This window comes from Neorhizobium sp. AL 9.2.2, from assembly GCF_013317225.1.
Lineage (GTDB): Bacteria > Pseudomonadota > Alphaproteobacteria > Rhizobiales > Rhizobiaceae > Neorhizobium > Neorhizobium soli.
The window spans coordinates 68,196-93,507 of the sequence record NZ_JAALXU010000010.1; the positions used below are offsets into that span (position 1 = coordinate 68,196).

24 protein-coding genes and 1 pseudogene are annotated in these 25,312 nt (G+C 56.8%); 12 read left to right on the forward strand and 13 right to left on the reverse strand.

Going from position 1 to position 25,312, the window contains the following annotated elements; translation table 11 throughout:
• Nucleotides 1-4: 4 nt before the first annotated feature.
• Both aztC and G6K99_RS23455 read left to right on the forward strand, forming a co-directional pair.
• A complete protein-coding gene (gene aztC, locus G6K99_RS22160; RefSeq protein WP_174197969.1) occupies nucleotides 5-943 on the forward strand; it encodes a zinc ABC transporter substrate-binding protein AztC in 939 nt (312 codons plus the stop codon).
• 1,258 nt (nucleotides 944-2,201) lie between these two features.
• Entirely contained in the window at nucleotides 2,202-2,831 is a 630-nt protein-coding gene (locus tag G6K99_RS23455; RefSeq protein WP_371816277.1) for a ZinT family metal-binding protein, read from the forward strand.
• Nucleotides 2,832-3,181: 350 nt separating this feature from the next.
• Here G6K99_RS23455 and G6K99_RS22170 read toward each other — a convergent pair whose 3' ends face one another.
• Nucleotides 3,182-3,607 carry a VOC family protein gene (locus G6K99_RS22170; RefSeq protein ID WP_174197971.1) on the reverse strand — a complete coding sequence of 142 codons (426 nt, stop codon included), beginning with the start codon at nucleotides 3,605-3,607 and terminating at the stop codon, nucleotides 3,182-3,184.
• A gap of 414 nt (nucleotides 3,608-4,021) precedes the next feature.
• Between G6K99_RS22170 and G6K99_RS22175 the strand changes: the two genes are divergently transcribed.
• Nucleotides 4,022-4,975 carry a TadE/TadG family type IV pilus assembly protein gene (locus G6K99_RS22175; RefSeq protein ID WP_174197972.1) on the forward strand — a complete coding sequence of 318 codons (954 nt, stop codon included), beginning with the start codon at nucleotides 4,022-4,024 and terminating at the stop codon, nucleotides 4,973-4,975.
• Nucleotides 4,976-5,345: 370 nt separating this feature from the next.
• Here G6K99_RS22175 and G6K99_RS22180 read toward each other — a convergent pair whose 3' ends face one another.
• Nucleotides 5,346-6,239 carry an AraC family transcriptional regulator gene (locus G6K99_RS22180; protein ID WP_174197973.1) on the reverse strand — a complete coding sequence of 298 codons (894 nt, stop codon included), beginning with the start codon at nucleotides 6,237-6,239 and terminating at the stop codon, nucleotides 5,346-5,348.
• A gap of 90 nt (nucleotides 6,240-6,329) precedes the next feature.
• On the opposite strand from G6K99_RS22180, the gene G6K99_RS22185 reads away from it, so the two are divergent.
• Nucleotides 6,330-7,274, forward strand: a complete 945-nt coding sequence (locus G6K99_RS22185; protein WP_174197974.1) for a dienelactone hydrolase — start codon at nucleotides 6,330-6,332, stop codon at nucleotides 7,272-7,274.
• A gap of 578 nt (nucleotides 7,275-7,852) precedes the next feature.
• Nucleotides 7,853-8,239, forward strand: coding sequence for a hypothetical protein (locus tag G6K99_RS22190; protein WP_174197975.1), 387 nt, complete (start codon nucleotides 7,853-7,855; stop codon nucleotides 8,237-8,239).
• A gap of 335 nt (nucleotides 8,240-8,574) precedes the next feature.
• On the opposite strand, the gene G6K99_RS22195 is transcribed toward G6K99_RS22190, so the two are convergent.
• The 5 genes from G6K99_RS22195 to G6K99_RS22215 form a co-directional block, all read right to left on the reverse strand.
• Complete coding sequence (locus tag G6K99_RS22195; RefSeq protein ID WP_244631591.1) at nucleotides 8,575-8,739, reverse strand: WYL domain-containing protein; 165 nt, start codon at nucleotides 8,737-8,739, stop codon at nucleotides 8,575-8,577.
• A 635-nt stretch (nucleotides 8,740-9,374) separates the two neighbouring features.
• Nucleotides 9,375-9,617, reverse strand: a complete 243-nt coding sequence (locus G6K99_RS22200; RefSeq protein ID WP_174197976.1) for a hypothetical protein — start codon at nucleotides 9,615-9,617, stop codon at nucleotides 9,375-9,377.
• Nucleotides 9,618-10,401: 784 nt separating this feature from the next.
• A complete protein-coding gene (locus G6K99_RS22205; protein WP_174197977.1) occupies nucleotides 10,402-10,596 on the reverse strand; it encodes a hypothetical protein in 195 nt (64 codons plus the stop codon).
• Complete coding sequence (locus G6K99_RS22210) at nucleotides 10,581-11,129, reverse strand: FAD/NAD(P)-binding protein (RefSeq protein ID WP_174197978.1); 549 nt, start codon at nucleotides 11,127-11,129, stop codon at nucleotides 10,581-10,583. Before G6K99_RS22210 ends, G6K99_RS22205 begins: the two co-directional genes overlap by 16 nt.
• A 172-nt stretch (nucleotides 11,130-11,301) precedes the next feature.
• Nucleotides 11,302-12,345 carry a class I SAM-dependent methyltransferase gene (locus G6K99_RS22215; RefSeq protein ID WP_244631592.1) on the reverse strand — a complete coding sequence of 348 codons (1,044 nt, stop codon included), beginning with the start codon at nucleotides 12,343-12,345 and terminating at the stop codon, nucleotides 11,302-11,304.
• 262 nt (nucleotides 12,346-12,607) lie between these two features.
• On the opposite strand from G6K99_RS22215, the gene G6K99_RS22220 reads away from it, so the two are divergent.
• Nucleotides 12,608-14,590 (forward strand): bifunctional diguanylate cyclase/phosphodiesterase, encoded by a 1,983-nt coding sequence (locus G6K99_RS22220; protein WP_174197980.1) that lies wholly within the window; start codon nucleotides 12,608-12,610, stop codon nucleotides 14,588-14,590.
• A 262-nt stretch (nucleotides 14,591-14,852) separates the two neighbouring features.
• Here the strand turns inward: G6K99_RS22220 and G6K99_RS22225 are convergent, their stop codons facing one another.
• Nucleotides 14,853-15,659, reverse strand: a complete 807-nt coding sequence (locus tag G6K99_RS22225; RefSeq protein WP_174197981.1) for an NAD(P)H-binding protein — start codon at nucleotides 15,657-15,659, stop codon at nucleotides 14,853-14,855.
• Between the two features lie 72 nt (nucleotides 15,660-15,731).
• On the opposite strand from G6K99_RS22225, the gene G6K99_RS22230 reads away from it, so the two are divergent.
• Nucleotides 15,732-16,139, forward strand: coding sequence for a helix-turn-helix domain-containing protein (locus tag G6K99_RS22230; protein ID WP_174197982.1), 408 nt, complete (start codon nucleotides 15,732-15,734; stop codon nucleotides 16,137-16,139).
• An 84-nt stretch (nucleotides 16,140-16,223) separates the two neighbouring features.
• On the opposite strand, the gene G6K99_RS22235 is transcribed toward G6K99_RS22230, so the two are convergent.
• Nucleotides 16,224-17,261, reverse strand: a complete 1,038-nt coding sequence (locus tag G6K99_RS22235; RefSeq protein WP_174197983.1) for an aldo/keto reductase — start codon at nucleotides 17,259-17,261, stop codon at nucleotides 16,224-16,226.
• 168 nt (nucleotides 17,262-17,429) lie between these two features.
• Between G6K99_RS22235 and G6K99_RS22240 the strand changes: the two genes are divergently transcribed.
• Together G6K99_RS22240 and G6K99_RS22245 are read left to right on the forward strand one after the other, a co-directional pair.
• On the forward strand, nucleotides 17,430-18,338 hold the full coding sequence (locus tag G6K99_RS22240; RefSeq protein WP_174197984.1) for a LysR family transcriptional regulator: 909 nt from the start codon (nucleotides 17,430-17,432) through the stop codon (nucleotides 18,336-18,338).
• A 63-nt stretch (nucleotides 18,339-18,401) separates the two neighbouring features.
• A pseudogene (locus tag G6K99_RS22245) lies at nucleotides 18,402-18,898 on the forward strand (aminopeptidase P family protein); the annotation flags it as partial.
• Here the strand turns inward: G6K99_RS22245 and G6K99_RS22250 are convergent.
• Nucleotides 18,884-19,609 (reverse strand): SDR family oxidoreductase, encoded by a 726-nt coding sequence (locus G6K99_RS22250; protein ID WP_174197985.1) that lies wholly within the window; start codon nucleotides 19,607-19,609, stop codon nucleotides 18,884-18,886. The pseudogene G6K99_RS22245 and the gene G6K99_RS22250 sit on opposite strands and share 15 nt — an antisense overlap.
• Nucleotides 19,610-19,708: 99 nt before the next feature.
• Between G6K99_RS22250 and G6K99_RS22255 the strand changes: the two genes are divergently transcribed.
• Nucleotides 19,709-20,623 carry a LysR family transcriptional regulator gene (locus tag G6K99_RS22255; RefSeq protein ID WP_174197986.1) on the forward strand — a complete coding sequence of 305 codons (915 nt, stop codon included), beginning with the start codon at nucleotides 19,709-19,711 and terminating at the stop codon, nucleotides 20,621-20,623.
• Nucleotides 20,624-22,232: 1,609 nt separating this feature from the next.
• Here the strand turns inward: G6K99_RS22255 and G6K99_RS22260 are convergent.
• Together G6K99_RS22260 and G6K99_RS22265 are read right to left on the reverse strand one after the other, a co-directional pair.
• Nucleotides 22,233-22,838, reverse strand: a complete 606-nt coding sequence (locus G6K99_RS22260; protein WP_174197987.1) for a hypothetical protein — start codon at nucleotides 22,836-22,838, stop codon at nucleotides 22,233-22,235.
• Nucleotides 22,835-23,188, reverse strand: coding sequence for an AraC family ligand binding domain-containing protein (locus G6K99_RS22265; protein WP_174197988.1), 354 nt, complete (start codon nucleotides 23,186-23,188; stop codon nucleotides 22,835-22,837). Before G6K99_RS22265 ends, G6K99_RS22260 begins: the two co-directional genes overlap by 4 nt.
• 209 nt (nucleotides 23,189-23,397) lie before the next feature.
• Between G6K99_RS22265 and rpsU the strand changes: the two genes are divergently transcribed.
• Nucleotides 23,398-23,637, forward strand: a complete 240-nt coding sequence (rpsU, locus tag G6K99_RS22270; RefSeq protein WP_174197989.1) for a 30S ribosomal protein S21 — start codon at nucleotides 23,398-23,400, stop codon at nucleotides 23,635-23,637.
• A gap of 93 nt (nucleotides 23,638-23,730) precedes the next feature.
• On the opposite strand, the gene G6K99_RS22275 is transcribed toward rpsU, so the two are convergent.
• Nucleotides 23,731-23,964, reverse strand: a complete 234-nt coding sequence (locus tag G6K99_RS22275; RefSeq protein WP_174197990.1) for a hypothetical protein — start codon at nucleotides 23,962-23,964, stop codon at nucleotides 23,731-23,733.
• A gap of 474 nt (nucleotides 23,965-24,438) precedes the next feature.
• Here G6K99_RS22275 and G6K99_RS22280 point away from each other — a divergent pair, with 474 nt between their 5' ends.
• Entirely contained in the window at nucleotides 24,439-24,936 is a 498-nt protein-coding gene (locus G6K99_RS22280; RefSeq protein ID WP_174197991.1) for a ferritin-like domain-containing protein, read from the forward strand.
• The last annotated feature ends 376 nt before the right edge of the window (nucleotides 24,937-25,312 follow it).

Below are 25,312 nucleotides of genomic sequence, written 5' to 3' on the forward strand. Positions count from 1 at the left end.
TACAATGAAGAACATGAGTAATCTCATCGCCAGGATGACAGTTGTGACATTCGCCTCATTGGCTGTTCCCGCTCTTGCTCATGCGGAAAAGCTGTCGGTTGTCGCCAGTTTCTCAATCATCGGCGATTTCGCCAAAGCTATCGGTGGCGAGCGTATTGCTTTGCGAACACTGGTTGGTGCCAACAGCGATGCCCACGTTTACGAACCGAAACCAGCTGATGCATTGGCATTGGCCAAGGCGGACGTCATTCTGGTGAATGGATTGCTGTTCGAGGGCTTTATGGACCGTTTGATCCAGGCAAGCGAAGCGACAGCAAAAGTGACCGTTTTGACCGAGGGCGCGGACATTTTGAATGATCCGGCGGGTGGCCATTATCACTATGTCGATGGAAAGGCGGTCTTTCACGCAACGCCGAACGACCCACATGCGTGGCAGTCAGTTGGCAATGCCAAGATCTACATCCAGAACATTGCCAAGGCGTTCTGTGCCGCAGATGCACAGGGCTGCTCGACATACGAAGCAAATGCGACCGCGTACTCAGAACAATTGGCGGCTCTTGCCGAGGAGATCGAGGCAGCTGTGAGCGCGATCCCGCAAGAGCGGCGTGTAGCGGTTGTCGCGCACAACGCCTTTCGCTACTTCGAGCGGGATTACGGCGTGACCTTCTTAGCGCCCCAGGGCGTTTCTACCGAATCTGAGGCATCTGCCGCAGACGTCGCCTCGCTTATTCGTGAGATCCGCGAGAAGCGTGGTGCTGCCGTATTTGCAGAAAACATTTCGGATGCACGCCTCGTCGAGCAGATCGCTTCAGAAGCCGGACTAACGCTCGGCGGCACCTTGTATTCGGACGCCCTGTCGCCAGCCGGCGGACCCGCGTCGACCTACATCGACATGATGCGGCACAACGTCCAAACCCTCACATCTGCGATCAACCGCGGCTGAGTCACCGTCCAACTGGCGGAAAAACCGCCTTTTGAATGTTATGTAATATCATAAATAGGAGAGATGAATGAGACGTTTAATCCGAGGCGCATCTGCGTTGGCGCTATCAACGGCCTTGCTGGGATCAGCGGCGTTCGCCCAGGATGATGAGGAAAGTGTAACACTTTACCGCGTGTTCGTCGGCGACCATAAGGATCCGAAGGTTACGGCGTTTGACCTGAGCAAGCCTGAGAAGCGCTGGACGTTCGACACAGTCGGCCGAAATAAGCTTTACAGCGTCAATGAAGGCGCCAGCGTTGTCGCGGTTCAGTCTGACAATGATGCCGTCACCTTTATCAATAGCGGGATTACCCTTCACTCGCATGGTGACCATTCCGACATCACGATTACCGATCCGTCGGCCTTGGAAAAAGCCTTGACCGGCCCGCGCCCGTTTCACGTCATCGACCATGACGGCAAGATCGTCATCAACTTCGACAAGGGTGGTTACAACGAGATCATCGACGCTCATGAGCTGACCGACGGCGAGATTGAATCGATACGCCTGAAGCAAGCCCGAGCTCATCATGGTTTTGCGGCGCCTGTCGGAAACGGCTGGGTAACGACGGTCGCTTCCGATGCTCCGGTCGAAGGCGATTCTGCTCCGACGCGCGTCGGTTTGCGTGCGGTGAAGGAAGACGGCACGCCCACAGGTGATGTCGCATCCTGCACAGGCATTCACGGCGAAGCCTTTTCCGGCGCTTACCTCGCAGCGGGATGCAAGGAAGGCATTCTGACGGTGATGGCGAGCGCCGATGGCCCAGTGACCAAGATGCTGAACTATCCTGCCGACATGCCGAGCGGCGAGACGACCGGCACGTTGCTGGGTGCCAAGAGCATGCAGGTGTTTCTCGGTAACTATGGCGCCAAGGGACTTGTCGTTGTTGACCCCGCGGACGAGCCGAACTTTCGCTACATCGAGCTTCCTTTCCGCCGTATCGACTTTGCGCTTGATCCTGCCAATGCCCGCTTTGGTTACGCATTGACGGAAGATGGCACTCTCCATCAGATCGACGTCCTTGATGGCAAGCTTGCTAAAAGCGCTAAGGTGACAGGTCCCTACTCGATGGATGGGCATTGGAACGATCCGCGTCCGCGTATCGCCATGGCTGGCGATGACATTGTCATGACCGATCCCAATGCCGGATTGGTGCGTCGCATCTCCAAGACTGAACTTAAGGAAGTCGGCACGATCAAAGTTGAAGGCAAACCTTATAACATTGCGGTTGCCGGTGGCAGCGGCAAGGTCCACGAGCACGCTGACGGTGATGCTCATGACCATAGCGGGCACGAACACGCTCACAGCCACGGCGATCCCAAGATCTACGCCGGTTATTTTGAGGACAGTCAGGTCAAGGATCGCCCGCTGGGTGATTACGCTGGCGATTGGCAGTCGGTCTATCCTTACCTCAAGGACGGCATCCTTGATCCAGTATGGAAGCATAAGGCTGAAAAGGGCACTTCAAGCGTAGAAGAGATCCGCGCCGAGTACGAAGTCGGTTACAAGACGGATGTGGACCGCATTACCATCGACGGTGACGTTGTCACATTCTTCAAGGGCGACCAGGGGTCCAAGGGCACCTATGCCTATGACAGCAAGGAAATCCTGACCTATAAGAAGGGCAATCGCGGCGTCCGGTTTATCTACAAGAAGACAAAAGGCGATGTTAGCGCTCCTCAGTTCATCCAGTTCAGCGATCACGGAATTGCTCCGAACAAGGCTGACCACTACCACCTGTATTGGGGCAACGACCGCGCCGCGCTACTGAAGGAAGTCACCAACTGGCCGACTTATTACCCGTCTTCATTGAAGGCAGACGAGATCGTCAGTGAAATGAAAGCTCACTAATCGATCGAGCCTTTCCAGACATCCGGTCATGACTGATCGGATGTCTGGATTATGCAGCGCATGGGTATCGGAGGGCGGGCCAGGGAGAGGCAGACAGGCCACATCGTCCGGGCCCGAGCTCACGAGCATTAAATCCTGCTGCTCGACAAGCCCACCAACCATCTCGATATCTACCATCAGATTGCTATCCTCCGCGTGTTGAAGGTTCTAGCCCGAATGTAGCTTATGGCTCTGCCGCGGAACCTTGGTGCCGCATTGCCAAAGCTGATGATGCGGTCTCGTTGATTAAGATTACGAACATCCGGTTGATCGGTACCGCTGTCTCAGACAGTGGAATAATATTCGAAGTTCTAGTCAGCGGGAGCAAGCAGGTGAGGGTTCCAAACGACATCCCTTAGATGTCCGTCCAAATCACGGAAATAGCCAGCGTAGCCGCCGTAAAAAGTTGTCGCCGGGGCTTTTACGATCTCGGCTCCCGCTCGCCCTGCGGCGTCTATAACCGCATCGACCTCTTCTTTGGTCGAGACATTGTGCCCGATGGTGGAAGACGTCGAGCTAGGAGGATCTAGCGGCAAGCCTGTGTCATGAGCGACGTCTACCTGCGACCAAAGCGCGAGCTTCAAGCCACCAGCAAGATCGAAAAAAGCTACTGCGCCATGTTCGAACTCACGTCTAACGATGCCTTCCGTTGGCAGGCCAAGGCCGTCGCGGTAGAAGGAAACAGATTTCTCAAGGTCCTTAACGCCAAGCGTCAACACTGTCACTCTAGCTTCCATGCCCAAACTCCCACATTGTCGCGCGCACCATGCACGCGCATTGTAGTCTTGGGCCGCAAGAGAACAGCGGAAGGACCCATATTGATGGGGGCTGGACCAACCTTCCCGAGCCTAACCTGTTTTAGACGGCAGGATTCTAACTTGCGGCCATTCCGTCGTCAAGACGACTGCCGTTGCGCGGAGCCGGAGAAGACCTCTCCCTAGCAGTTATGGATCAGGTGAGACGTCGGGGAGGGCGATCTTCGCTAAGTTGCGGATCGGCCGAGACTACGAGGGCGGTCTATTAGTTAGTAAATGCTAATAAAGCAATTCCGCAATAAGTAACGCCAAGTGTTGACGTCTAATATACCGTGTTCCTTACGTTCGTTTTTACCTCCCACTTCTAAAAACAACGAACATGCTGGGGGGACGACTTTGACTATACGAAATATCTTACAGGATCGCGGTGGCAACTTTGGTATGATTACGGCTCTTGTGGCGACGCCGCTGATCATAGCTGCCGGTGGAGCGATCGACTACACCTTGGCAACCCGCGAGAAAGTTAGCGCACAGGGTGTTGCCGATAGCGCGGCGCTCGCTGGCGCACGCGTCTTTAACGGAACGAATGCAGGTGCCGCCAAGGTTGCAGCTGAACGTTTTCTAGCGGGTTACGCAAAGAGCTTGCCGGCCGGTATGACATATAACGTTTCCATGACCGGGCAGACAGTGCTGGTGACCGTTAGCGGTAGTTCGCAAAATGCTTTCTTGGGGATGGTCGGCCTGAAGACCATTCCTATTGGTGTTGCTGCCTCGGCCATAGCGCCGATGAAACCAAAGTCAGTCACTTTCACACCCAAGCAAGCCCAAGGCTTTTGGTACAAGAAAGTATCGATCCTTGTTACACGGGCTGGCAGCTCCGCAGAGCAAGCCATCGGAACTGTTATCTATCAACCAAAGACACAGCAAAATTCCGGTCAAGGGGATATGACGATATCTCCCGGAGAGGAGTTCGAGCTAGGAAAGTACTCCAAGCTCGTGCTGCAGATGGAAGTTAAGCAAGACGGATGTCCGCTTGAGTACAAGGCGAAAGTGCACCCGAACAAGGACGTTTTCTGCGAAAAGTTAGGCAAGGGTCAAGCTGGGTACACCGCCTCACTGAAGTACGACACCGTATTGCGCACTGACGATCCCAATACTAGCCACTACCTGTTTGTGGATAAAGTGCAGATGCCCAAGAACGCGTCTAGCCCGCTGGATAAGATCTTGGAGTGCGATCAGAAGGTCAACCACGCGTGGGAGGACGGCGGCGGGTTTGAGCGTCAAGACTTCTTCTACACTGCCGCATCCGTTTGCGCGCCGGATGGTGAATTCGTTCGGTTGACCAAATGATGCGCGGGCAGCCACGACAATTCTAGCATGCAGCCAGATAGGGGTAGGATCTGTGGTCAGCTACAAGTCCGAACCTGCGCATCGACGTTCGCTCCAGCGGCTTCGCAGGGCGTAGCCGATAAATTGAAGCAAGCAAACTCCGGCGAACCCAGGGTAGTACAACTAGTCTGTGTCGACATCGTGCTCAGGGCCAACTACGGTCCACGCTCAACGAAGGATCCCGCCTTCATTGCGGACGTTGCGGTCAACAAGTCAGGGTCCCCAAAAGCGGGCATGCCTCCACAGCGGCCTCATGTCGCCTGTGCGCCTTCGAAGCGGACATCGCAGCGCAGGAGCAGCGCAAAATGGACGGCGAGGCGGGCTGTCGAGGTCAGTCTGTTCGGGCGAAAACGCCCGGTGTCACGCCGACATGCCGTGTGAATGCGACGCTGAACGCGCTGGCGGAAGCGTAACCGATCCGTGTTGCGATTTCGACCAGCGGCGCCTCCTGCCGAACCAAAAGGTCTTTTGCAAGCGCCATGCGCCAGCCCGTCACGTATTCCATCGGAGGGACGCCCACCTGCCTTCGGAAGCGATCGAAGAATGCCGACCTCGACATTGCGGCGGTCTCTGCCAGTTCCTCGACGGACAAGCCCGTGCTGGGGTCCTGATGAATGCGTCGCAACGCTGGAGCCAGGCGGATGTCGGAAAGCCCACGCAACAATCCGGGAGATGTCTCAGCCCCTCCTGTACTCCGCAGAGCATCGATGAAGAGAACTTCCAGCAAGCGACTGAGGATCATGTCCCGCGCTGCAAGTCCGCCGACCATCTCTGTGTGAATCATCCTGACGAGATCCATGAGCCGGCGCTCGCCTCGAGCATGAACGATGTCCGGCAGCAGCGAGCTCAGCAACTGCTTGTCGTTCGCCAAGAAGGAACAGTGACCCACCATGGCCGTGACGTCGGCCGGTGCGTCCGGATCGCCGAGGCGGAAGACGCCGGGACCGGTCTCCAGCCGGCGCGGTAACGTGCCCGGCGGAGGCGGTTGAAGGCTGCTCATGGTGAAGGTGTGGATCTGCGGGACAAGAACGAAATCCCCGGATTGGAGGATGATCGGCGATCTGCCAGCGATCGTCAGCAGGCAGCGCCCTTCCGCAATCGCACAATAGAACGGACTACCAAGCTCGCGACGCTCGACCAACCATGCCCCACCGGCCGTAACCAGCTTGGCGATCGATGGCACGGGCTTGAGCAGCGAGACGATCTCGGCGAGTGGATCGGACATGTCTGGACTTTCACTAAACAGGTGCGGACGTTCAGATATAGATAATCCTGCTCTCGTCGTCCATCCTGGCGCCACACAAGGAGACCACAGATGACGACGAACAATCTGATCGACACCGCGCGCCGTATCCCGACCCCCGACGGAGCCCTCACGATAGCCTACTCGCCGATCCGCCTCGACATCGACGGACGGCCGCCTCTGGAACTGCGTTTGACTGCATCGGCAGAAGGCGATCGCCTCCCCATCGTCATTCTGTCGCATGGATTCGGACCGTCATTCTACGTTCCGTCGAAGGACGGCTACGCGCATTTGGCACAGTTCTGGGCGGAGCGCGGCTTTGCTGTCATCCAGCCCACCCACGCGAGCTCCCGCGTCGGCGGCTTTCATGAAGACGCCGAAGGAGCGCCGTTCTTCTGGCGCGAGCGCGTCGCGGAGATACGCACAGTCATCGATCGGCTGTCAGAGATAGAAGAGCGTGCGCCGGCCGTCTCCGGCCGGCTTGACCAGGACCGCATCGCTGCGGCAGGACATTCTTTCGGTGGCCACACCGTGAGCCTGCTTCTGGGTGCGCAACTCCACGGAGAGACTTTTCGCGATCCACGCATCAAGGCTGGGGTTCTTCTCACCGCGCCCGGACGTGGTGGAAAGGATCTGACAGAAGAGAACGCCGCGCGCTTTCCATTCTTTGACCTCGACTTCTCACACCTGGCGACGACGAGCCTGGTCGTGTGCGGGGCAGACGACAAACCGCGTTTTACGCACCGTGGCCCGGATTGGCACGCCGATGCCTACCATGACGCGGTTGGTGGGCATGCGCTTCTTACCCTTCACGGAGTAGGCCACGGCCTTGGCGGCATCGCCGGGCTCGACGCCAAGGAGACCGAGGTCGAGGCGCCGGATGCGCTCGAGGCGACGAAGCGCATGACGCTGGCCTGGTTGAGAACTGCCCTTGGTGATGACGCCAATGCCTGGTCCTCAGCATGTACGGCGTTGAAGGGTCCGGCGAGCAGCCTTGGAACCGTCGTCGAGAAGTAAGCTAATCATTGAGACCACGTGATAGGATACGCTTCCGACCAGTATCGGTGTGTCAAAAAGGCGGGAGCTAGACGTTGCTTGCGCTTCGTTAGCTCTCCGCGACGCCGTTCCGTTCGGTAGAACAGGCTTACGCGATTTCATTACGGCGAATGGCAGGACATCAAGTAGGATTGACTTCAATAGGGTCGAACTCGGACAGTAGCGCATGATGCCCGAAGTCGGCTCTCCGCCTGCTACACCCTAACATCGGATAGTGTGTTCCCGGCCCCATACTCGTTACTCTTGAGCGCGGCTTGCTACCAAACACTACTAAAAACGGTGACGCATCTTCTGAACGACGAGGCCATGTTCTTACCCGCTCAAAAACTCACAGCAAGGATCGGGTTCTTTCTCTCAGAACCTCGTTTCCCTTGCTCATCAGCGCGCACGACGGGTCGCAGCTCGGTCGGCGACTGCCCGCTCTTTGCCTGCCTTGCCGATTCGAGAAGAGGAGCAGGGTAACTGACTGCGGTGCGCTTGACGGCGCAAGTCATTCTGGTTGATCACACTGCAATCGCGCGAATAGAAAGCAGTCCCGCATGCCATATTACCTCGTCACCCAGACATCGCTCATGGAAGGCGCGGATGAAGTCGAGGCAGCTCGGAAAGTCCTCACGAAGTTAAAGTCAGATGGCGCCGTAGGATTCACCGTGAAATACGATGAAGAAAATAGCCAGCACGTGACGGTCGCCAACGTCCCGGCCTCGGAAGTGGCGCAACCGGCTGCCCGAGAGTCCCTACCATCCCCCGAGCAGATGCAGGAAGACAACATGCTTCAGGCCTCAGCTGTCAATCAGGCCCATACCGGTGTCTCCAAGCCGAGACGACTGTCAGTCAGGAGTGTTACTCTTGGACTGAGCCTGTTCGCAGCCGGCGTAGCAGCGGGGATGGTCATCATGGCTCTAGTCGATCGCACTCCTGGATGAGCCACCGATATCTCCAAGAGGATATTGGACTAGAGCTGCCTTTCGTTGGCAGCATGATCGCAGAGCTACTCCAGCGGATCGATGGCTCGGACCGCTCTACGATTGCGACGCGAATCTAGCTAGACCCCATAACTTGGGGGATGACGACAAACTCTCAGCGGGTCGTTGGTTCGAATTGGTTCAAGGCGAAGACGCGGCTAGCATTTTTGCTCAAAACCATGCCGCCCACTTGCAGTGACAGCATTGCGCCTCAACGCCGCCGTTCGGACATCTGGTGCATCTACGAAAGCAGTCCGAACGCGGTCCTAGACATACCGGCCGCGTCGTCATCCTGCTTACTGGCTGCTCAAGATCATCCTTGATGTTTCGGACACACCGGCGTTCAGAATGGCAACGAAGTCCCTGAGCATCGGAACCCGGCGCGGACGGAAGCTCTCCTCCGTCATCTGGATGCCGGCGATGCGGTCGACGCGGAACTTGCGGAAATCCTGCGCAGGCAAACCACCGACGCATCCTAGAACCCATCGGAAACTCACCGCCAGCCGAAGCTGAAGAGGAGAGTTACGCTAAGCTGGACGCACCAGCCATGGCCGCATAACATAAACAAAAATGGCCTGCAGCAAACCCGGTGCGGATCACCGAGACGCGCAGCTCTTGCATGTCAACTCATAGTTAAGAGGCATCTAATATTTTAGCGCAGGCAGGTAGAGAAAAGATCCTCTACCTCGAATACCGGTATCCAAAAGGAGGGAGGCCACGGCTTTGGCCTCCCTCCACGAGGCAGCAAGCGTTGGTTGAAACCAAACGAAGGGACTGCTGCCTCGGTACAGGAAGGCGCTCACCACGCTCCCTATTGTCACCGAAAAGAGGGGGTGTCTGCCGGCAACGCACAAATATTAGCACAATCTACTATACAAGCAAGCAAGTGATACCACCGCTTTCTTGGTGCTATTGAGGCAGCATGGTTTTCACATGGAGTAAGTAATGCGCCCGGCGCGTGGTCCCGCCGAAACTCGCTGCCGAAGTCACGTAATCCTGCTAAATGGGTAAATTGCGAACAACTAGCAAGTTACGACGATAAGGCCCCTTTAGACTGTTGCTTCGCTTAGATACCTTCTGAGACATAGCGTAGACGTCATACGTATAATAGCACCGTCCCAAATACGATGATTATGGCTGGCACTAACGCAATCAGGTTAGCCTTGACCGCATAGCCGGGATTGGCAGTGATAGCCTTGGCAACGAACAACTGACCAACACCACAGCCGACAATCAACCCAGCCATTATCGGAAGTTTTTCAAGCCCGAAAGCAGCAAGACCAAGACCGGCAAAGAGAAGGCCAAGCCATATCCACGCTGTTACTTTCAGAAAACGCATTCTCACACTCCAAAAGATCTGAAGTGATTATGCCGCCTTCGCCTTTCAGTTGCATGAATGTGTCGATCGCGTCTACAGGAACCAGTCGCAGCCGTCCGCGTTCCGTCCTCGGACGGCTACGCTACCGGCGACATCGGTCGCAAGGCCAAAGCCGTCACTCCACCAGGGCAACGCACCACGGCGCTACCCCATTGGGTATCCAGTGTACTGATTAGTACCTTCAAGCAATTTTTACATTTCTACGAAAACTCGGTCAACGAGACCTTCGAGACGCGCAACGCTGTCCTGTCGCTCCAGCACAAGAACAAGCTTATCGAATTTTCGTGAAGCTTTTCCCAATACTCGCGACGACGCAACCGCCAGGTCTATGACGCGCTCAAGCGATTGGAGAACATCGTTCGCAGCAGCTTTAAGCTCAGGTGACGACCTATCACTACCTTCGATTTCAGTTGCTAAGGTGTACATGCTTGATGGCTGGAAACCCCCAAAGACGGTACCAGCCATATGAGTCGTTTATCTGTCATTCCGCATGTAGCGCCTCAATAGGCGATAAGTCACACACAGGTTAGTCGGACTTCGTTAATTCGGTCACAAAAGCTTTTGGGGCGCTCTATAGTACCACTGCTCCTCAACATTGTAGGGTTAAGTGTTGTGCATCCAAGGGCTTCGCCTCTTAGTGTACTGGCGCTCCCCGGCACATCGTGCCGATCCATCCCGGTTTGCGATACTGCCGGAATTCCCGATCGTTCTAGTCACAAGCGGCAGCTCGTAGGCCTTCTAAATATCACGATGGCTTATCTTTACCGGCGAGATCCGCACGAAAACCGTTAACAATGAAACGAAGATCGCCCGCAACTTTGACGGTAAAGTTTTTAGCCTCACCTACGACACTACTATCGCAAACGGTGTTCTCTTCAGGTGCGCCCCCATTAATGAGGAAGCTGCTTTCCATGTAGAAGTGCGTCAGTGGCTGGTCCATGGATTTTCGATAATTCGCCCGCGGGCAGCCGCCGAAACCCGGTCTGACGCGACCGGCAATCCTGCGCTTCCCACGCCGAGCGCAAGGACAACAGTTCGGGCCTGCAGGCTTCCACCCGTGTCGAGAACGAATGAGATCCCGTCTCCCTGGCCATCGTTGCAGCTCACGGCTTTCGCCCGAACAAAATCAAGACGTGCGCGATGCTCCCGCGCTCGAAGCCGGGAGGCGAGCCTGTCACGCAGGTAGAGACCAAAGTCACCTCGAGACGCAAAAGCGTCGGGACTGACGGCTTTACCCCGCGACGTGAGCCAGTCGGTGAAGTCGTCAGGCTGGTCGGGGAAGATACTCATGCGCGCAGCGGGCACGTTGAGGCGGTGGAGATAGAATTCTGTCCGGTACGCCGTTCCCCGTCCGAACCCCGGATCGTCTCCGATCACGGCAATAGTCGCCTCTGGTGGCAGGATATCGAGAAGATTGATTGTCAGTGCGATCGCCGAGAAACCGGCTCCAACAATGGCGACATCGTAGGTCAAGGACGTTCTCCTTAGCCGTTGGGGGCGCTCTGTCTGAGGTGCCCGAGACGCAAACAAGTCAGGTCATTCCCTCAATCGCTACGATTTTTGTAGAGATTGAGGGGATGTAAAGTGCGGGTATCACGGAGGCGAAGGTGAGGCTGCCGTAGGCGCAACCTTCTCGATGTTGCGCCTACGGCAGCCTTCTAATCGTGCTGTAGATGATATTGCGGTTGGTCCCGAACCAGACGCGGGCATCCACTGTCTCTGCACCAACACTGGCACCGACGATACGCCACATGTCTGACTCTGAACGCTGCAAGAGCTCCCAGTTCATATAAGATTCCATATAGCCGTCGTCAGACATCTCATCGGAAAAATTAGCGAACAAGAATACTCCGCCCGGCTTCAGCATCGCGACGCAAATCTGCGTAAGTTTGATCGCGACCTTATCGCTAAGGTAATCGTAGAGACCCGCGGCATAAATCAAATCAAATGTCCCGAGTTGATGCTTTCCCGTGAGGAGCCCACGCACCGATCCATCGATGGGATCGACGGACGTCCCTTCGAATTGTCTCATGATTGATCCGATGCTTTCGGGATCCTGATCAAGGGCGACCCAGCGCTTGATTTCGCCTTTTGTAAGCGCCATCGATGCCTCCGCTTCCCGGAGGTGTCCGGCGGCAATCGCCAGGATTTCAGTATCCGAGGCGGTCCTCGCCGCGGTCTCATCGACGTAGCTGGTCAGAATGTCTCGCCTTTCCCTGACCGCAACCGGCCCTGGTGCGTTAATTGTGTACTCAAAGATCTGAAGCCCGACAGGAGTCGCCTTGGCAACTTCTTCAGCTATCGCTTGATGTCGATAGATGAAGTCTATCAGTCCGGCATCCCCCGAATACCCACGCGGCTTCTCGAACGACCACCGGGTGAAGGGGCACTGCTGCAATATCTGCGCGGAAGGATGCGCTTGTATGATTGGGACGAGCATCTGCCAGACTTCGGGCCCTGCTTTTTGCCTGATATCATGCAGTTGACCGATCAACCATCTGGTCATCTCGGGCAGATCCTTCCCGGCATCCAACCGCTGCATCGCCAGGTTTATGACAATGGCAAATTGAGCTTTTGCTTCAGCTAGAAGTTCTGCCTGGTTGGTCGGTTTTTGAGAAATAAGACTGTCGCTGACGGATCGGGGCATGATCAAGCTTTTGCCGTCAGGCGAGAAAAGGGGCTGAGCCAAGAAAAATAACCTCATGATTAATGGAATGTTAATTCAAGATTAAATTCTTCACCGATTTGTCATTCGTCAAGGATTATTAGTCTGTCCCGCATTGGGCCAATCAAGCGTCACCAACTTTAGAAATTATTAAATAAGCTGGGCGGTTCGTATCGAGTGCGCGCACGATAAGCTCGTTATCGTTTGTCGCGGATGTCACATGGCGCTACTTAACGTACAGCGGCGATCTACGACGCGTAGCTACAACCGAATTGGTTCTTAGGCCATGCTGCACATGTTTGCCGAGGCAGGTTACGTCGCAGCAGGTACGACGCCCTCGCCGGAAGACTTGCGTGATTTGTACGTGCGTGAGAGCGAGCGGGGCAGGAGACGCGTCACTCGCAAAGGCCTATGGATAGCCGTCGTCGCGTATCTGGCGTATTCTCTTACCGACTACCTCTTTATCCCCGACGTCGCTTACTACACCGTCGGGGGCCGTCTCGTCGTTGGGGTCTGTGCCTTAGCGATCTTAGAGGTCTTAATCTACGTCGGAGCAAGATCCGGCCTGATCGATACTGTCGCGGCTACAGCCGTATCCGTAGCCTATCTTGTTTGGATTCTCACTGCACAGATGTCCAGTGCTGTGGAAGCGCTCTCCTACTACATGGTTTTCGGCGCCATCTTCATGATGAGCGTGAACCTGTTTTTCAGCTTTCGCTTTCCCGTTGCACTCACAGCCTCTGCAGCGAATATGCTCATCTTTCTGGGCACGCTTTACCTATATTCACCCATGTTGCCGCTTTATAAGCTGATCCTCGGAGCCTTCTGCATCTCGTGCTTCATATTTACTTCGTACGTGAACCTGAAACTCAACCGAGAGCGTTACAACGTGTTCCTCAACGCTCTCGAGGCCCGTGTCCAGCACAACGCGGCAGAGGAGAGGGGTAAAGCTCTCCTCCTTTTGTCCAACACTGACTCGCTCACTGGGCTGGAAAACCGCCGGGCTGTCGATGAGCGACTGCGTGATTACTGGCGACGTTGGCTCGACCATAGGTCAATGTTCTACGTGCTGCTGCTCGATGTCGATTACTTCAAACGATACAACGACCGCTATGGTCATCAAGAGGGTGACCGGTGCCTTGTCGCTGTGTCCCATCTTCTACAAGAGGTTGTCAATTCCCACGGAGCTAGGATTGCACGTTACGGCGGGGAGGAATTCATCATCATCGCGCAGCAGCAAAGCGTTGAGGACGCCATCGCTTTTGCAGAGGCGATCAAGTCTGCCATACGTGCGCTGGCTTTACCTCATGAGAACCGACGAGATGGAACCTCGATCGTTACGGTCAGCATCGGATTGTCGTTCGCTAGGAACCAGACCAAGCACCTCGACCGAGTTGTCCACGAAGCGGATCTTGCCCTCTACGCCGCAAAGAAAGGCGGTCGGAACACGGTGGTGGTGTTCGATCCTGGTGACGCGAGGACACGGGATGACGAGGAAGACATAGCAGCGATCCTAAAGGTCGCGGTAAACCACCAGCTTGTATCCCTCGTCTATCAACCGATCCGAAATGTTCAGACGGGCAGAGTGGCGGCTGCAGAGGCTCTGATGCGCTTGCGTCGGCCGGATGGCACATCGATCGCGCCGGTTGATTTCATCCCCGTCGCGGAACGATCAGGGTCAATAATCGAGCTGGGGCGTTGGGCGATACGCACCGTCTGCAGCGACATTCTGGCAGGAAATAAGGTTGAGGTAGCCAGTGTCAATGTTTCGCCGATTGAGCTCAAAATGTCGGATTTCTCAAGTTTCGTCGCTTCAACTCTCTCTGATTTCGGTTTAGCAGGAGCGAGGCTCGCTCTCGAAATTACAGAAGGGATGGAGCTGGAAATAGACCAAGACGTAGTGCGCTGCATCAACGATTTGCGAAAGTTGGGCGTCCAGGTCTGGCTGGACGACTTCGGTACGGGTTTCGCGGGATTGTCGTGGCTGCGTCTCATAGAATTCGATACCGTCAAAATTGATCGGTCCTTCCTCCATGACTGCAACACGGAGAAAGGACGACGAATGATGTTGGACATCATCGGCCTGCTTCGTAATCGTGGAACCCGCATTCTTGTCGAAGGGGTAGAAACTATCGAGCATCAGCGTCTGATGCAGCAGTACGGCATTCATCAGCTACAAGGGTACTATCTTGGCCGACCGGCAGCTGCAGACCAACTTCAATCCATCAACGTGTTACCGTTCGATATGATGAAGAGCCGCGTAGGCTAGGTTCCAAGCATTGAGAGTAGTTTTGAGCCTGTTGGCACTGATGCGACTAACGCAGCCTGTGTTCGACAACCTCGCCTGGCCCTGAGTTCAATTCCTCTCAATGCCATACAACTGAGCACGGATCTTTCATCTTGTCGCGAGAAGGAGCGCTAGCACTTCGATGCAACGAGCCGTCCTTCTTACGCGACCCGCTACGACAAGCAGTGCGCTGATTTCTTAGTCATCACGTGGCAGGTTTGCCCTCGGCTCACTCCCTACGTCATCATTCCAGAGCATAGGCCTGCCGAGCCGCCACGCAGGCGATGGACAGGCTGTCGCGTGGATTTGCTACGAATTTTGGAAGGTCGCTCGCTTCGGTCTTGAGAAAACCCGCCACTGCAGCCGACGAGATCGACAAGAGCATGGCGGGTTGAAACGGCAAGAGTGATAAGCCAGAGAGCCGCTCGCGCTCCGATTCCAGGCTCGTCGGCTCATAGGAAACTTCCAGCTGCCTGGCCAGATCGACAACTGAGAACGGCGTTGTCCCCGACAGCTCGTATGTGACGCCAGCATGGGCTTCGGGCTTCGCCAGCACTGCGACGGCGGCGTCGGCAAGGTCCGCCCGTGCCACGGCGGAAATGCGACCTGTGCCGAAGGGGGTGGTGATCCGGCCTTCGCGAGGTGCGGCAAGCGCGCCGATCAGTTCGGCATAGAGACCGTTTCGCAGGATGGTCCATGCCATGCCGCTGTTCATGACAGCCCGTTCGGTCCATCGATGGGCGAGCGCGAAGCCGAGATGATCACTCGCCTGCGAAAGGCTCGTATAAACGACGTGCTTGACCCCCTGCCGACCGGCTGCCTCCAGCACCGCGCCATGTCGACGGATCACGACATCGTCCTCCGCATATCCGGCGGAGACGAGAAACAGGGTTTTAATCTCCGAAAAATCCAAGGTCTCTGGCCGATCAAAGTCCATTCTTCTGTCAGCTGTAGGTGACCGGCTGGCTGTCAGAGCCGGCAAGCCCGACTCATTCGCCTTATCGGCAACAAGCGAAGCGAGTTGGCCTGATGCTCCCGTTATCAAAATCATGCTATGCTCCTTTTGTGTCAGTGCTGCCCGTCACTTAGGAGGTTCTGACCGCACGCATAAGGAGGCACAATCTTGTCCGATACGCACATCGATGTTCGTCCCGCCGCAGTGCTGATCCCTTGTGGAGCGCCCGGCGACGAAGACTGCGGCCTGCGGCTCATCCTCGATCGATTGGGGGAGCAGTGGACGGTCATGGCGTTGGCGGAGCTTACTCCTGGTCCACGTCGTTACCGTCAATTGGAACGGGCCCTGTCGGGCATCTCCCAGCGGATGATGACCTTGACACTGCGCCGCCTTGAAAGGGACGGACATGTTGTGCGCCATGTCGAAGCGAGCGTTCCACCAAGCGTAACCTATGAGCTCACGCAACTTGGCCGCTCCTTCGCTTCTCAGGTCGCGGCCCTTGTTGAATGGAGCCGAGACAGCAAACATCAGATCGAGCTTGCGCAGGAGAGCTTTGACGCACGACAAGGCGCTTGAGCCGTGCGTCTATGATCATGGGAAGCAGGAGGTCAGCGTCATCGATGACTAGGAACACCTGACCCACTGAGCAAGGCTGAACCGTTATCTCGCAATCGGCGGGTTGATCCGTGCGAACCCTTCCTGCCGGTAATATGGGAAATGCGGATAGGGTGCCGTCACCTCGCTGGCATCATTGAGTTTGGCGACATGTTCGGCAGAAAGGGTCCAGCCGACCGCGCCGAGATTTTGGCGAAGCTGAGCCTCGTTGCGCGCGCCGATGATGACGGAGGAGACGGTTGGCCTCTGGACCAGCCAATTGAGTGCCACCTGCGGTACTGTCTTGCCGACCTCTGCGGCAACCGCTTCCAGCGCATCTACGACACGGAACAGAAGTTCATCGTCAACGGGTGGGCCAAAGCTTGCCGTATCGTGGAGACGGCTTCCGTCCGGAATGGGATCACCGCGCCTGACCTTGCCGGTCAGCCGTCCCCAGCCGAGGGGGCTCCACACCAGAGCGCCAAGACCCTGGTCTGCTCCGAGCGGCATGAGGTCCCATTCATAGTCGCGGCCAACCAGCGAATAGTAGACCTGGTTGGCAATGTAGCGCGGCCAGCCGTAGCGATCGGCCGCGGCGAGCGCCTTCATGATCTGCCAGCCGGAAAAGTTGGAAACGCCGATATAGCGAACCTTTCCGGCGCGAACAAGCGTGTCGAGCGTGGACAGGACCTCTTCGACCGGCGTTGCTGCATCGAAGGCATGAAGTTGCAGAATGTCGATGTAATCGGACCCGAGCCGCTTTAGCGCGTCCTCGATCGATCGGATCAGCCTGAAACGCGAAGACCCCGCATCGTTTGGACCATCGCCCATCGGAAGGCTGGCCTTGGTCGAGATCAGAACCTTGTCGCGACGTCCCTTGATGGCGGCACCGAGCACGTGTTCGGATGCGCCGTTGGAATAGACATCGGCGGTGTCGAACAGGTTGACACCGGCGTCCAGGCAGATGTCGATCAGCCGTCGCGCTTCCTCAACATCTGTGTTGCCCCATGCGCCGAACAGCGGCCCTGAACCACCGAATGTGCCGGCGCCGAAGCTGAGCACCGAGACCTTGAGACCGGAGCGGCCGAGATAGCGATAATCCATTGTTTGTCCTTTGCAACGAGCGAGGGTTCAGCGGTCGCTCAAGTGGCAGGTCGAGAGCGTTGGCCACGACCTGTCTGGCAACCCCTGGTGACCAGACCACAAAGTAGACGCTTGCCAATTTCCGATATAGTCTGCCCAGAAGAACATCATCTGTGAATTGAAAGACCAATGGCGCGCTCTGATATCAACCGATCCGGTGAAATGGAGGTCTTTGTCTGCGTGGTAGAACGCGGCGGCTTTTCGGCCGCAGCGCGCGTTTGCCATATGACGCCGTCCGCAGTCAGCAAGCTTGTCGCCCGGCTAGAGGCACGGCTTGGGGCGCGGTTGGTCAATCGATCAACCCGGGCTTTCCAGCTCACAGCCGAGGGGTGCTCGTTCTACGAAAGGGCGACCCGTATTCTTGCCGACATCGGCGATGCCGAGCGTAGCGCTGGTGCAGGCGAGCAGCCGGTGGGACGCATCCGTCTCAACACCAGCGCATCCTACGCCACGCACATTCTCGCTCCGATCCTGCCGGAGTTCCTGGAGCGCTATCCCGGCGTCACCCTTGATCTCGTCCAGACCGACGCGGTTGTGGACCTCCTGGCGGAGCGGACGGATGTGGCAGTTCGCGCAGGAGCGCTGAAGAGTTCAAGCCTGGTGGCGCGCAAGCTTGGGGATACAGCCATGATTGTCGCAGGCAGCCCCGCATACATAGCGCGCTTCGGTGAGCCGCAGACCGTTGAAGACCTCGATCACCACAACTGTCTTGGCTTCTCCTATGTCCGTAACGTCGATGGATGGCCGATGAAGACGCCTGCCGGAACTGTCGTCATTCCGGCCGTAGGGCGGGTTCAGGCGGGCGACGGCGAAGCGCTGCGCCGTCTGGCACTTTGCGGTGTCGGGCTTGTACGCCTTGCCCGGTTCACGGTCCAAGACGACATCGATGCCGGGCGTCTCGTACCCGTTCTGGAGCAGTTCAACCCCGGTGATCGCGAGGCCTTCCATGCGATCCACACGGGTCAGGGTGGACTGCTCCCTTCGCGGGTGCGTGCGCTCCTGGATTTTCTTGCCGAGCGTGGGAAAGTGCGGGGTTAACGGTGAAGCCCCGCTCGCCATCGCGCTGCTAAGGGGCGACGGCCCCATCAATTCCGACGGCGATTGCCGACCGACAGCGACAAGCCGCTGACACTGATGTCCTTCTGTACAGAACGGGTGCTGCTGGCGCCGGGCGGAGAACCAATTCCCGTCGAGGACATGGGCAGATCGGACCGATCGTTCGCGAATATGTCGACCGTCCCGGCGAAAGCGTCATCAAGACGGCGGAGAAATGCGCCAAACCTCTCATGCGTGTGGGCGCACGAGAGCGCAGATCGGCCGCTTCGGGGATCGCACCTCGCTGACCTTCTGGGCAGGACTCGATGAGCTGATGCCCAAAGCCAAATTCATGGCCGACAACGCCATTCTCGCCACGTGAGATCGAAATGTTCCGCGCCGCGGCTCAGCTCGTCAGAATTGCCACGCAGGCGGCTCACCACGTGGCAAGACCCGGCGTGACTGACCACGAGATCTATGAACCTTTCATGCGATCACAGCTCTCCTTCGGCGACGAGACGGGTGACGAATATCAGATCAGCATAAGCTTACCAGGGTACCACCACCCCGTCGAAATAGAAGCCGCCTGTCGGTCCTTCCTCATCCAGCGTCGCAAGCCGCACGATGCCGCTTGCAGCCTGCTGGACCGTGCGATAGCCGGAATGACCGTTGAAGTCGGTTGCTGTGTAGCCTGGATCAGCCGCGTTCACCTTGATACCCGAGGCTGCAAGTTCCTTGGCAAGAGCCACCGTTATGGCGTTGAGTGCCGTTTTGGAGCTGTTGTAGCCGAGAAAGTTAACACCGTAGAACTGATTATTGGGGTCCGAGAGCCAACCAAGGGAACCGAGGCCGCTGCTGACCATGACGATGTTTGCGTTCCCAACCCTCTTGAGAACGGGAAGAAAGGCCTGGGTCACCAAAACAGGTGCGAAGACGTTGGTCTCGTAGATGGTGCGGATGTCATTGATCGACTGCTGAGAGGGTGGCACCATCTGGCCTGGAATACCCGCATTGTTGATGAGAACGTCGAGCTTGCCATCCTCTGTCTGGACGCGATCAGCCGCCTGCCTCACCGACGCCTCGTCCGTTACGTCGATGTAAATCGGCCTCGCCTCAACGCCTTCAGCAGATAGCAACTGCACAGCCTCTTCGCCGCGCGCAACATCGCGGCTTCCAATCCACACGCCGTAGCCCTTACGACCCATTTGACGCGCCGTTTCAAATCCGATGCTTTTGTTCGCACCTGTGATCAACACTGTTTTCTTGTGCACCATGTTTTCCTTTGAGACTGGCCATTGCCGTTGGACTACCCCTAGGAATAGATGCAGATTTAGCGCCCGATAATCCTCTCAATCCTATATACCGTGATCGTCATGGCGAACAATGAAGACATTTCTGGCTTTAACGATCTAGCGGTGTTTCTCGACATCTGCGAGACCGGCGGCTTTCGGAAGACTGCGCAGCGACTTGGGCTGTCTCCGTCGTCGGTCAGCGAACGAGTGAAGCGTTTGGAGCAGCAGATCGGCGTTCCTTTGCTGACAAGGACGACACGCAGCGTCTCGCCGACGGATGCCGGCCGCTCATTGGCGGAACGCCTCTTGCCTCTTTATGCGGAAGCGCGCGCGGCCCTTAAAGATGCCGCAAGCTCCCAAGCCGAAACCCGTGGCTTGCTGAAGCTGAATGTAACCGGCGCAGTCATGGTCGATATCCTTCCGCCACTTGTCGAAGGCTTCCTTGAGAAGCATCCTGGCGTGCGCATCGAGTTCGTGGTCGAGGATAGGCTTGTGGACGCTGTGGCAGCCGGATGTGATGCTGGCATTCGCTACGGCGAGCATCTCGCTCAAGACGTTATAGCCGTACCGTTGGGTCCAGCAAGACAGCGAGCCGCTCTCGCGGCCAGTCCGTCATACCTCGCAGGTCGAGGAAGGCTTCGGCATCCGAGCGATGTGCTTGATCACGAGTGCATCCGCCTGAGGTTCTCCAGCGGGGCCTACGTGTTGTGGGAGTTTGAAAGGGAAGGCGAGGCACTTGCGGTCGACCCTCAGGGACGGCTGGTCGTCGGTGTGGATGCTGCCGCCGCGGCGATCGACTTTGCCCGGCACGGATGTGGCCTGATCTACACGTTCGAGAACTGGCTTCAACCGCACTTTGATTCCGGAGATCTCGAACCCGTGCTACCGGACTGGTGGACAAATTTTGACGGTCCACGACTGTATTTCTCCCGCAGGTTTATGCCTGCGCCATTGAGAGCGTTCATCGATTTTGTTGCCTCGGAAAGAAGTAAGTAACTTGCGCCACTCGGGATCCGCTTGGCAGGTAGGCGCACTTTTGCTTCGCGCCTTCACAGTGGTTGCCAATGCGTACCTCCGGAAGCTGATATGGCTCCTGTGGAGGGCATGTCACTTGCTCGTTCGAACCGGCATGCCGCGATGACCGGCCGCGTGCGCACAGCAATAGAAGATGCGGCGGTCCAGTTCGCGGCGACCCTTCCCCTGGAACAAAGCACGCAACTTGCCATTTCCGAACGCAACCTTCATGGAGGCCTGCGAAACAGATAGCGCAGATAATGCAGCTAGTGCTCGACGATATCGTCGGATGTCTGTCCGGACGGTGACTGGAGTGGGTTGAGCACCAAGGCCATCGTGAGCGGAACCTTGCTTCAATCTAGCGGTTTGCGGCAGGCTAGGTTGAAGAATTAGGTTGCAAGACGGACCCGCGAAACCGAGTCTCTCCTATGCTCCACAACCGGGATGAAGAGGTCAGGCCGAACCGAGGCTGACCTCCCGTTGCTTTCTCTCCTTTCCGATTACACTACCGCGACTGGTCTGTCATGATAGGGAGTAGGAAGAGTTTCCGGGGTATCAAGTTGCAAAGACCGTGGTGACCTTTGGGGGCGTAGCTCGGTAGCTCGTTTACAAACGCTCAAGCATCTAACTGACGATAGGCTGCAAACCGTTCGCCTGGGACCACTTGCTGTGCTGCATTAAATAGCTCCTAGATTTGTTGACGCCCTCGCGCAGCAATGCGCAAATAACAGCTGATGAGGGTATCCCGCGCGTAACTTGGGTGACGCGCGCGTCCAAGAGCGGCAGGTTTGAGGATGAGGCAGTCGCGGCGGACCGCCTGTGGAGATGCGTTTGGTGCGGGCGCTCTTATTAGCTTTGCGCCCGGGCGGAAGGGTGGCTGTGAGACTAAACAAATATACGGCTTCTCCATTAGCGGGCTTATGAAAGCGCGTAATATATATTATGGAATATGGCGTGCCTCGATCCCGGATGGGCTCTAAGAAGCCACTCCCACTTTCCCAGCTCAGGAACAGTAACAGCAGAACGAACCCTCAAGTTTGCGAAATGTAAGGCCTACAAATCAAGGCTTGGCACTGGTGGATTCCCTTGGGCACTATCGGTGTACCGTAAGTGTCATTATCGGTAGTGCCACGCGTCCGGCGATGTAAACGTACATTAGGCGCACTCCCGTTGCCCGGAACAATCGCACTTCGGCGATGTTCGGCGATCGAGGGAGAAAACGGACATGGCACATGAGCAGGACGGATCGAACGGCACCCCCACAGAGTACGAGACGAAGCATAGCAACTCCCGCCGAACCGGTCGGGGACGTTCCAGGTGGGCCATGGTGGCTCTCGCAGTATTCTTGGTATCGGTCGTGGGTTGGGCTCTTTTGAATTCAGTGGAAGGCAGCGGCTCGGCTCCCTCTTCTCCAGTCGGTATGGAGAATGCCAATCCCGGACCGTCAGCCAAGCCCTGACTACACGCGACGTTTTCGGGTCAGCGTCGCAGCTGCGCGGCCTCGCGGTTAATGATGTCCAATCACTGCAATAATGCTGACGGGCCAGTGGGAGCGCCGCTTTAACGTCGGCGTAGCGCTTTGCCAACTGAATTACTCTTGCCGCACCGGACCGGCTGGAAAGATAATCGATCCGTCAACGGTCTCGTCGGTAAGAGCTGCTTCCAGAGGTTGCATCAGTTCAGCGCCTAGTTCTTCCACTGCATAGTTTCGTGTAGCAACGGCTGGCCAGATCGCGATATCGATGATGTCCGGATCGACCGGGACGCTGTCATCCCTCCCGCCTTGGGATTCCATCCACTTGATCTGGATCACGCAGTCTGTGCTACCCACGAGGAAGATCGGGCCGTATGGCAAAGGATCGGGCAACGACGGGCTGAATATCCCGAACGACATCGAAGGGAACGAGGCTTGCGTCTGCTCTATTCGCGTCCACAGATTGCCGCTCAAGGGCTCGGTGACCGGATGCTCCGGTTCGCTGTCGTAGATAGCGATCCTGATATGTTGCTGAAGGCTGGACCGGGTATAAATCACCAGCCCCCTGGGCGTCACGCACAGGCGGCGTGCCTCCATTTCCGCCGTTATCTCCACGGGAGCCTCAAAAGCTTCGTCCTCCTTGTCCACAAGGTAGAACTGACCGTAGTCGGACTGCCAGGCGAACGTCGCCCATCCTTTCGGCGATGGTGCCATTCCCGTCATCGTTCGTGCGCCTCCGCCCAGTGAGGATAGGTCACGTAGGCCGTCAACGCGCCTTCGCCTTCCGTGGTGATCGTCACGGACTCGCCCTTGGGCATGTAGACGATGTCGCCAGGTCCTGCCGTCACGGTTCCGTCCCCAGTGGAAACCGAGAGCCTGCCTTCTATGACTATCATGGTGTCGTGAACGGCCATGGTCTCTGTAAGCGACTGGTCAGGAGCGTAGCGGCCGTATCCGATGGTAACGGGACCACCATCCTTCTCGTCGATTAGGTTTCCGACAAAGATATCGGCATCCTGTCCAGGTGATCGCTCCAGTTTGGCGTCGGACAGACTGAATTTCTGAACCTTCATTTCTACCTCCCTATTACCGACCGGAGGTAGTGTGGTGGCCGAGATCGGCAAGGCTGACAGTAGAGGAGACGCAGATCACCAAGAGCTCCACCTTACCGACACTCGACCAGCCATTACACGGAGATCAGAGGAGCGGCGGCGCGCACGATGACCCCTTCAGGTATGTGGCTATAGAAGTCGGTCGACAGAGCAGCGCTTCGGGAGCAACCATGCTGATACAGGTCAGAGACAACAACGTGGATCAGGCGCTGCGCGTTCTAAAGAAGAAGCTACAGCAGGAAGGCGTGCTGCGGGAGATGCGACGTCGCGAGCACTACGAGAAGCCATCCGAAAAACGTGCGCGAGAGAAGGCCGAAGGTATTCGTCGTGCCCGAAAGCTCGCGCAGAAGAAGCTGAACCGGGAGCTCGGCATAGCCCCTGCGAAGTCGAAGCCGGCCCGAGGGAAGTAAGCGCTCCCGCGCCAATGCACCCCTATGGTACTCGTCGAGTTAGCTGCAGCTTATGGCTGTCGGCTCAAAGAAGCTTCCCTGGCGGACCAGCATTTATTTCGCCAACAGAGGTCTCGATGCGAACACTGCATCCATCGCTTCCACGACCGCCTGCTCTACCGACTTCTCGAAAATTACTTTCGGTCTGGTCGCCAGAGCCAGAAATGTCGCTTCGATAAGGGCTTCTTTCTCCGGTCCCGCCAGATGGTATCTGAGCGCGCATCGCCCAAGCAGGGATTGAAGCACGAGCTTGTCGTTGTCCGAAAGACTACGCACGGACTTATTCATTCGAACCTCCCAGACTACGTCCTCCCGACATCGCCCTTCCACTCAAGGCCTGCAATCTAGAATAAACGTCGATCGCCACAAGCCCGAACGGAGACGACCGGCAATCGACGACTTAGCCTTTCGACCGCCGCACTGGCTCCGGTTGCTGTGCGGACTGCCACACCGTCTAAAGCGTCTCCTAGCAGCGATTGAGTACGATTTTCCATGACGGCGAGCTAGCGATTGCTCCAACGCTCTTAAGTCGCTCCCGTCGCGAACGACTTGGCTAGCCGCGGAACATATCGAATTCCGATGGGTTTCTCCAGCGCCACGAGGCGGCAACCATGACAGACCAAGACAAAAATCATAATTATGATCGCCGCGGAATGTCAGTCGTCTCGTTCGGCATTCCCGCCACCAAGTGACGGGTAAGCCAAAGCGGCCGCCGGAAATTCCCGGCGGCTTTCTTTCCCCTTTTGAGAACGGAACAGAACCATGGCCGACACCAAGAATCTTGCAGACCTTTTTCATGACACGCTCAAAGACGTGTACTTCGCCGAAAAGAAGATCGTCGATACCCTACCGTTGATGAACGAAGCTGCCAAGAATGGAAGCCTCAAAGATGCTTTCACCCAGCACCTCGCCGAAACTAAGGTTCACATCGAGCGGCTGGAACAGGTGTTCAAGATCATTGGCAAGGATCCCGAGCCGAAGACATGCGCCGCTATCCTCGGCATCACCGACGAAGGCGACGAGATCATGAAGGAATATGCGGGTTCCCCCGCGCTGGACGCAGGGCTCTTGGCTGCGGCGCAGGCTGTAGAGCATTACGAAATGTCGCGCTACGGGACATTGCGGACTTGGGCGCTGGAGCTCGGCTTAAGTGATGCGGCCAGCCTTCTTCAGGCAACGCTGGACGAAGAGCAGGCGACCGACTTGGCTCTGACTTCGATCGCGACATCTGTCGTCAATCAGAACGCCGAAGGCTTATAAGAACTCTACGAGGAAGAGGGGCAGCAGCACAGTGCAGCCCCGCTTCCTCACAGACCAGTAAAGACGCACCAAGCCGCGAGACCACTCATGCCGGACTTAGGGAAAGCCATAATAAGGTACCGAGGTTCCGGGGGGAGACTGCCTCTCGGCTCGCCGGGATGAATGACGGCGAGCCAGTTTCGCCCACACTCTCGCAACGTCCAGCGAACTCCCACGAAGGTTCCTGCAGATTTGTCCATCCCGACTCGTCGGCGGGTGGTTTTCGCGGCACTTCAACGTGTAGATTTAACCGGGCGATCGGACGCCTCCTGGTACGCACGGGGACCCCGATCATCTACACCTCTGCGATCGGCGCCGAACAACTGGACGACCCGCT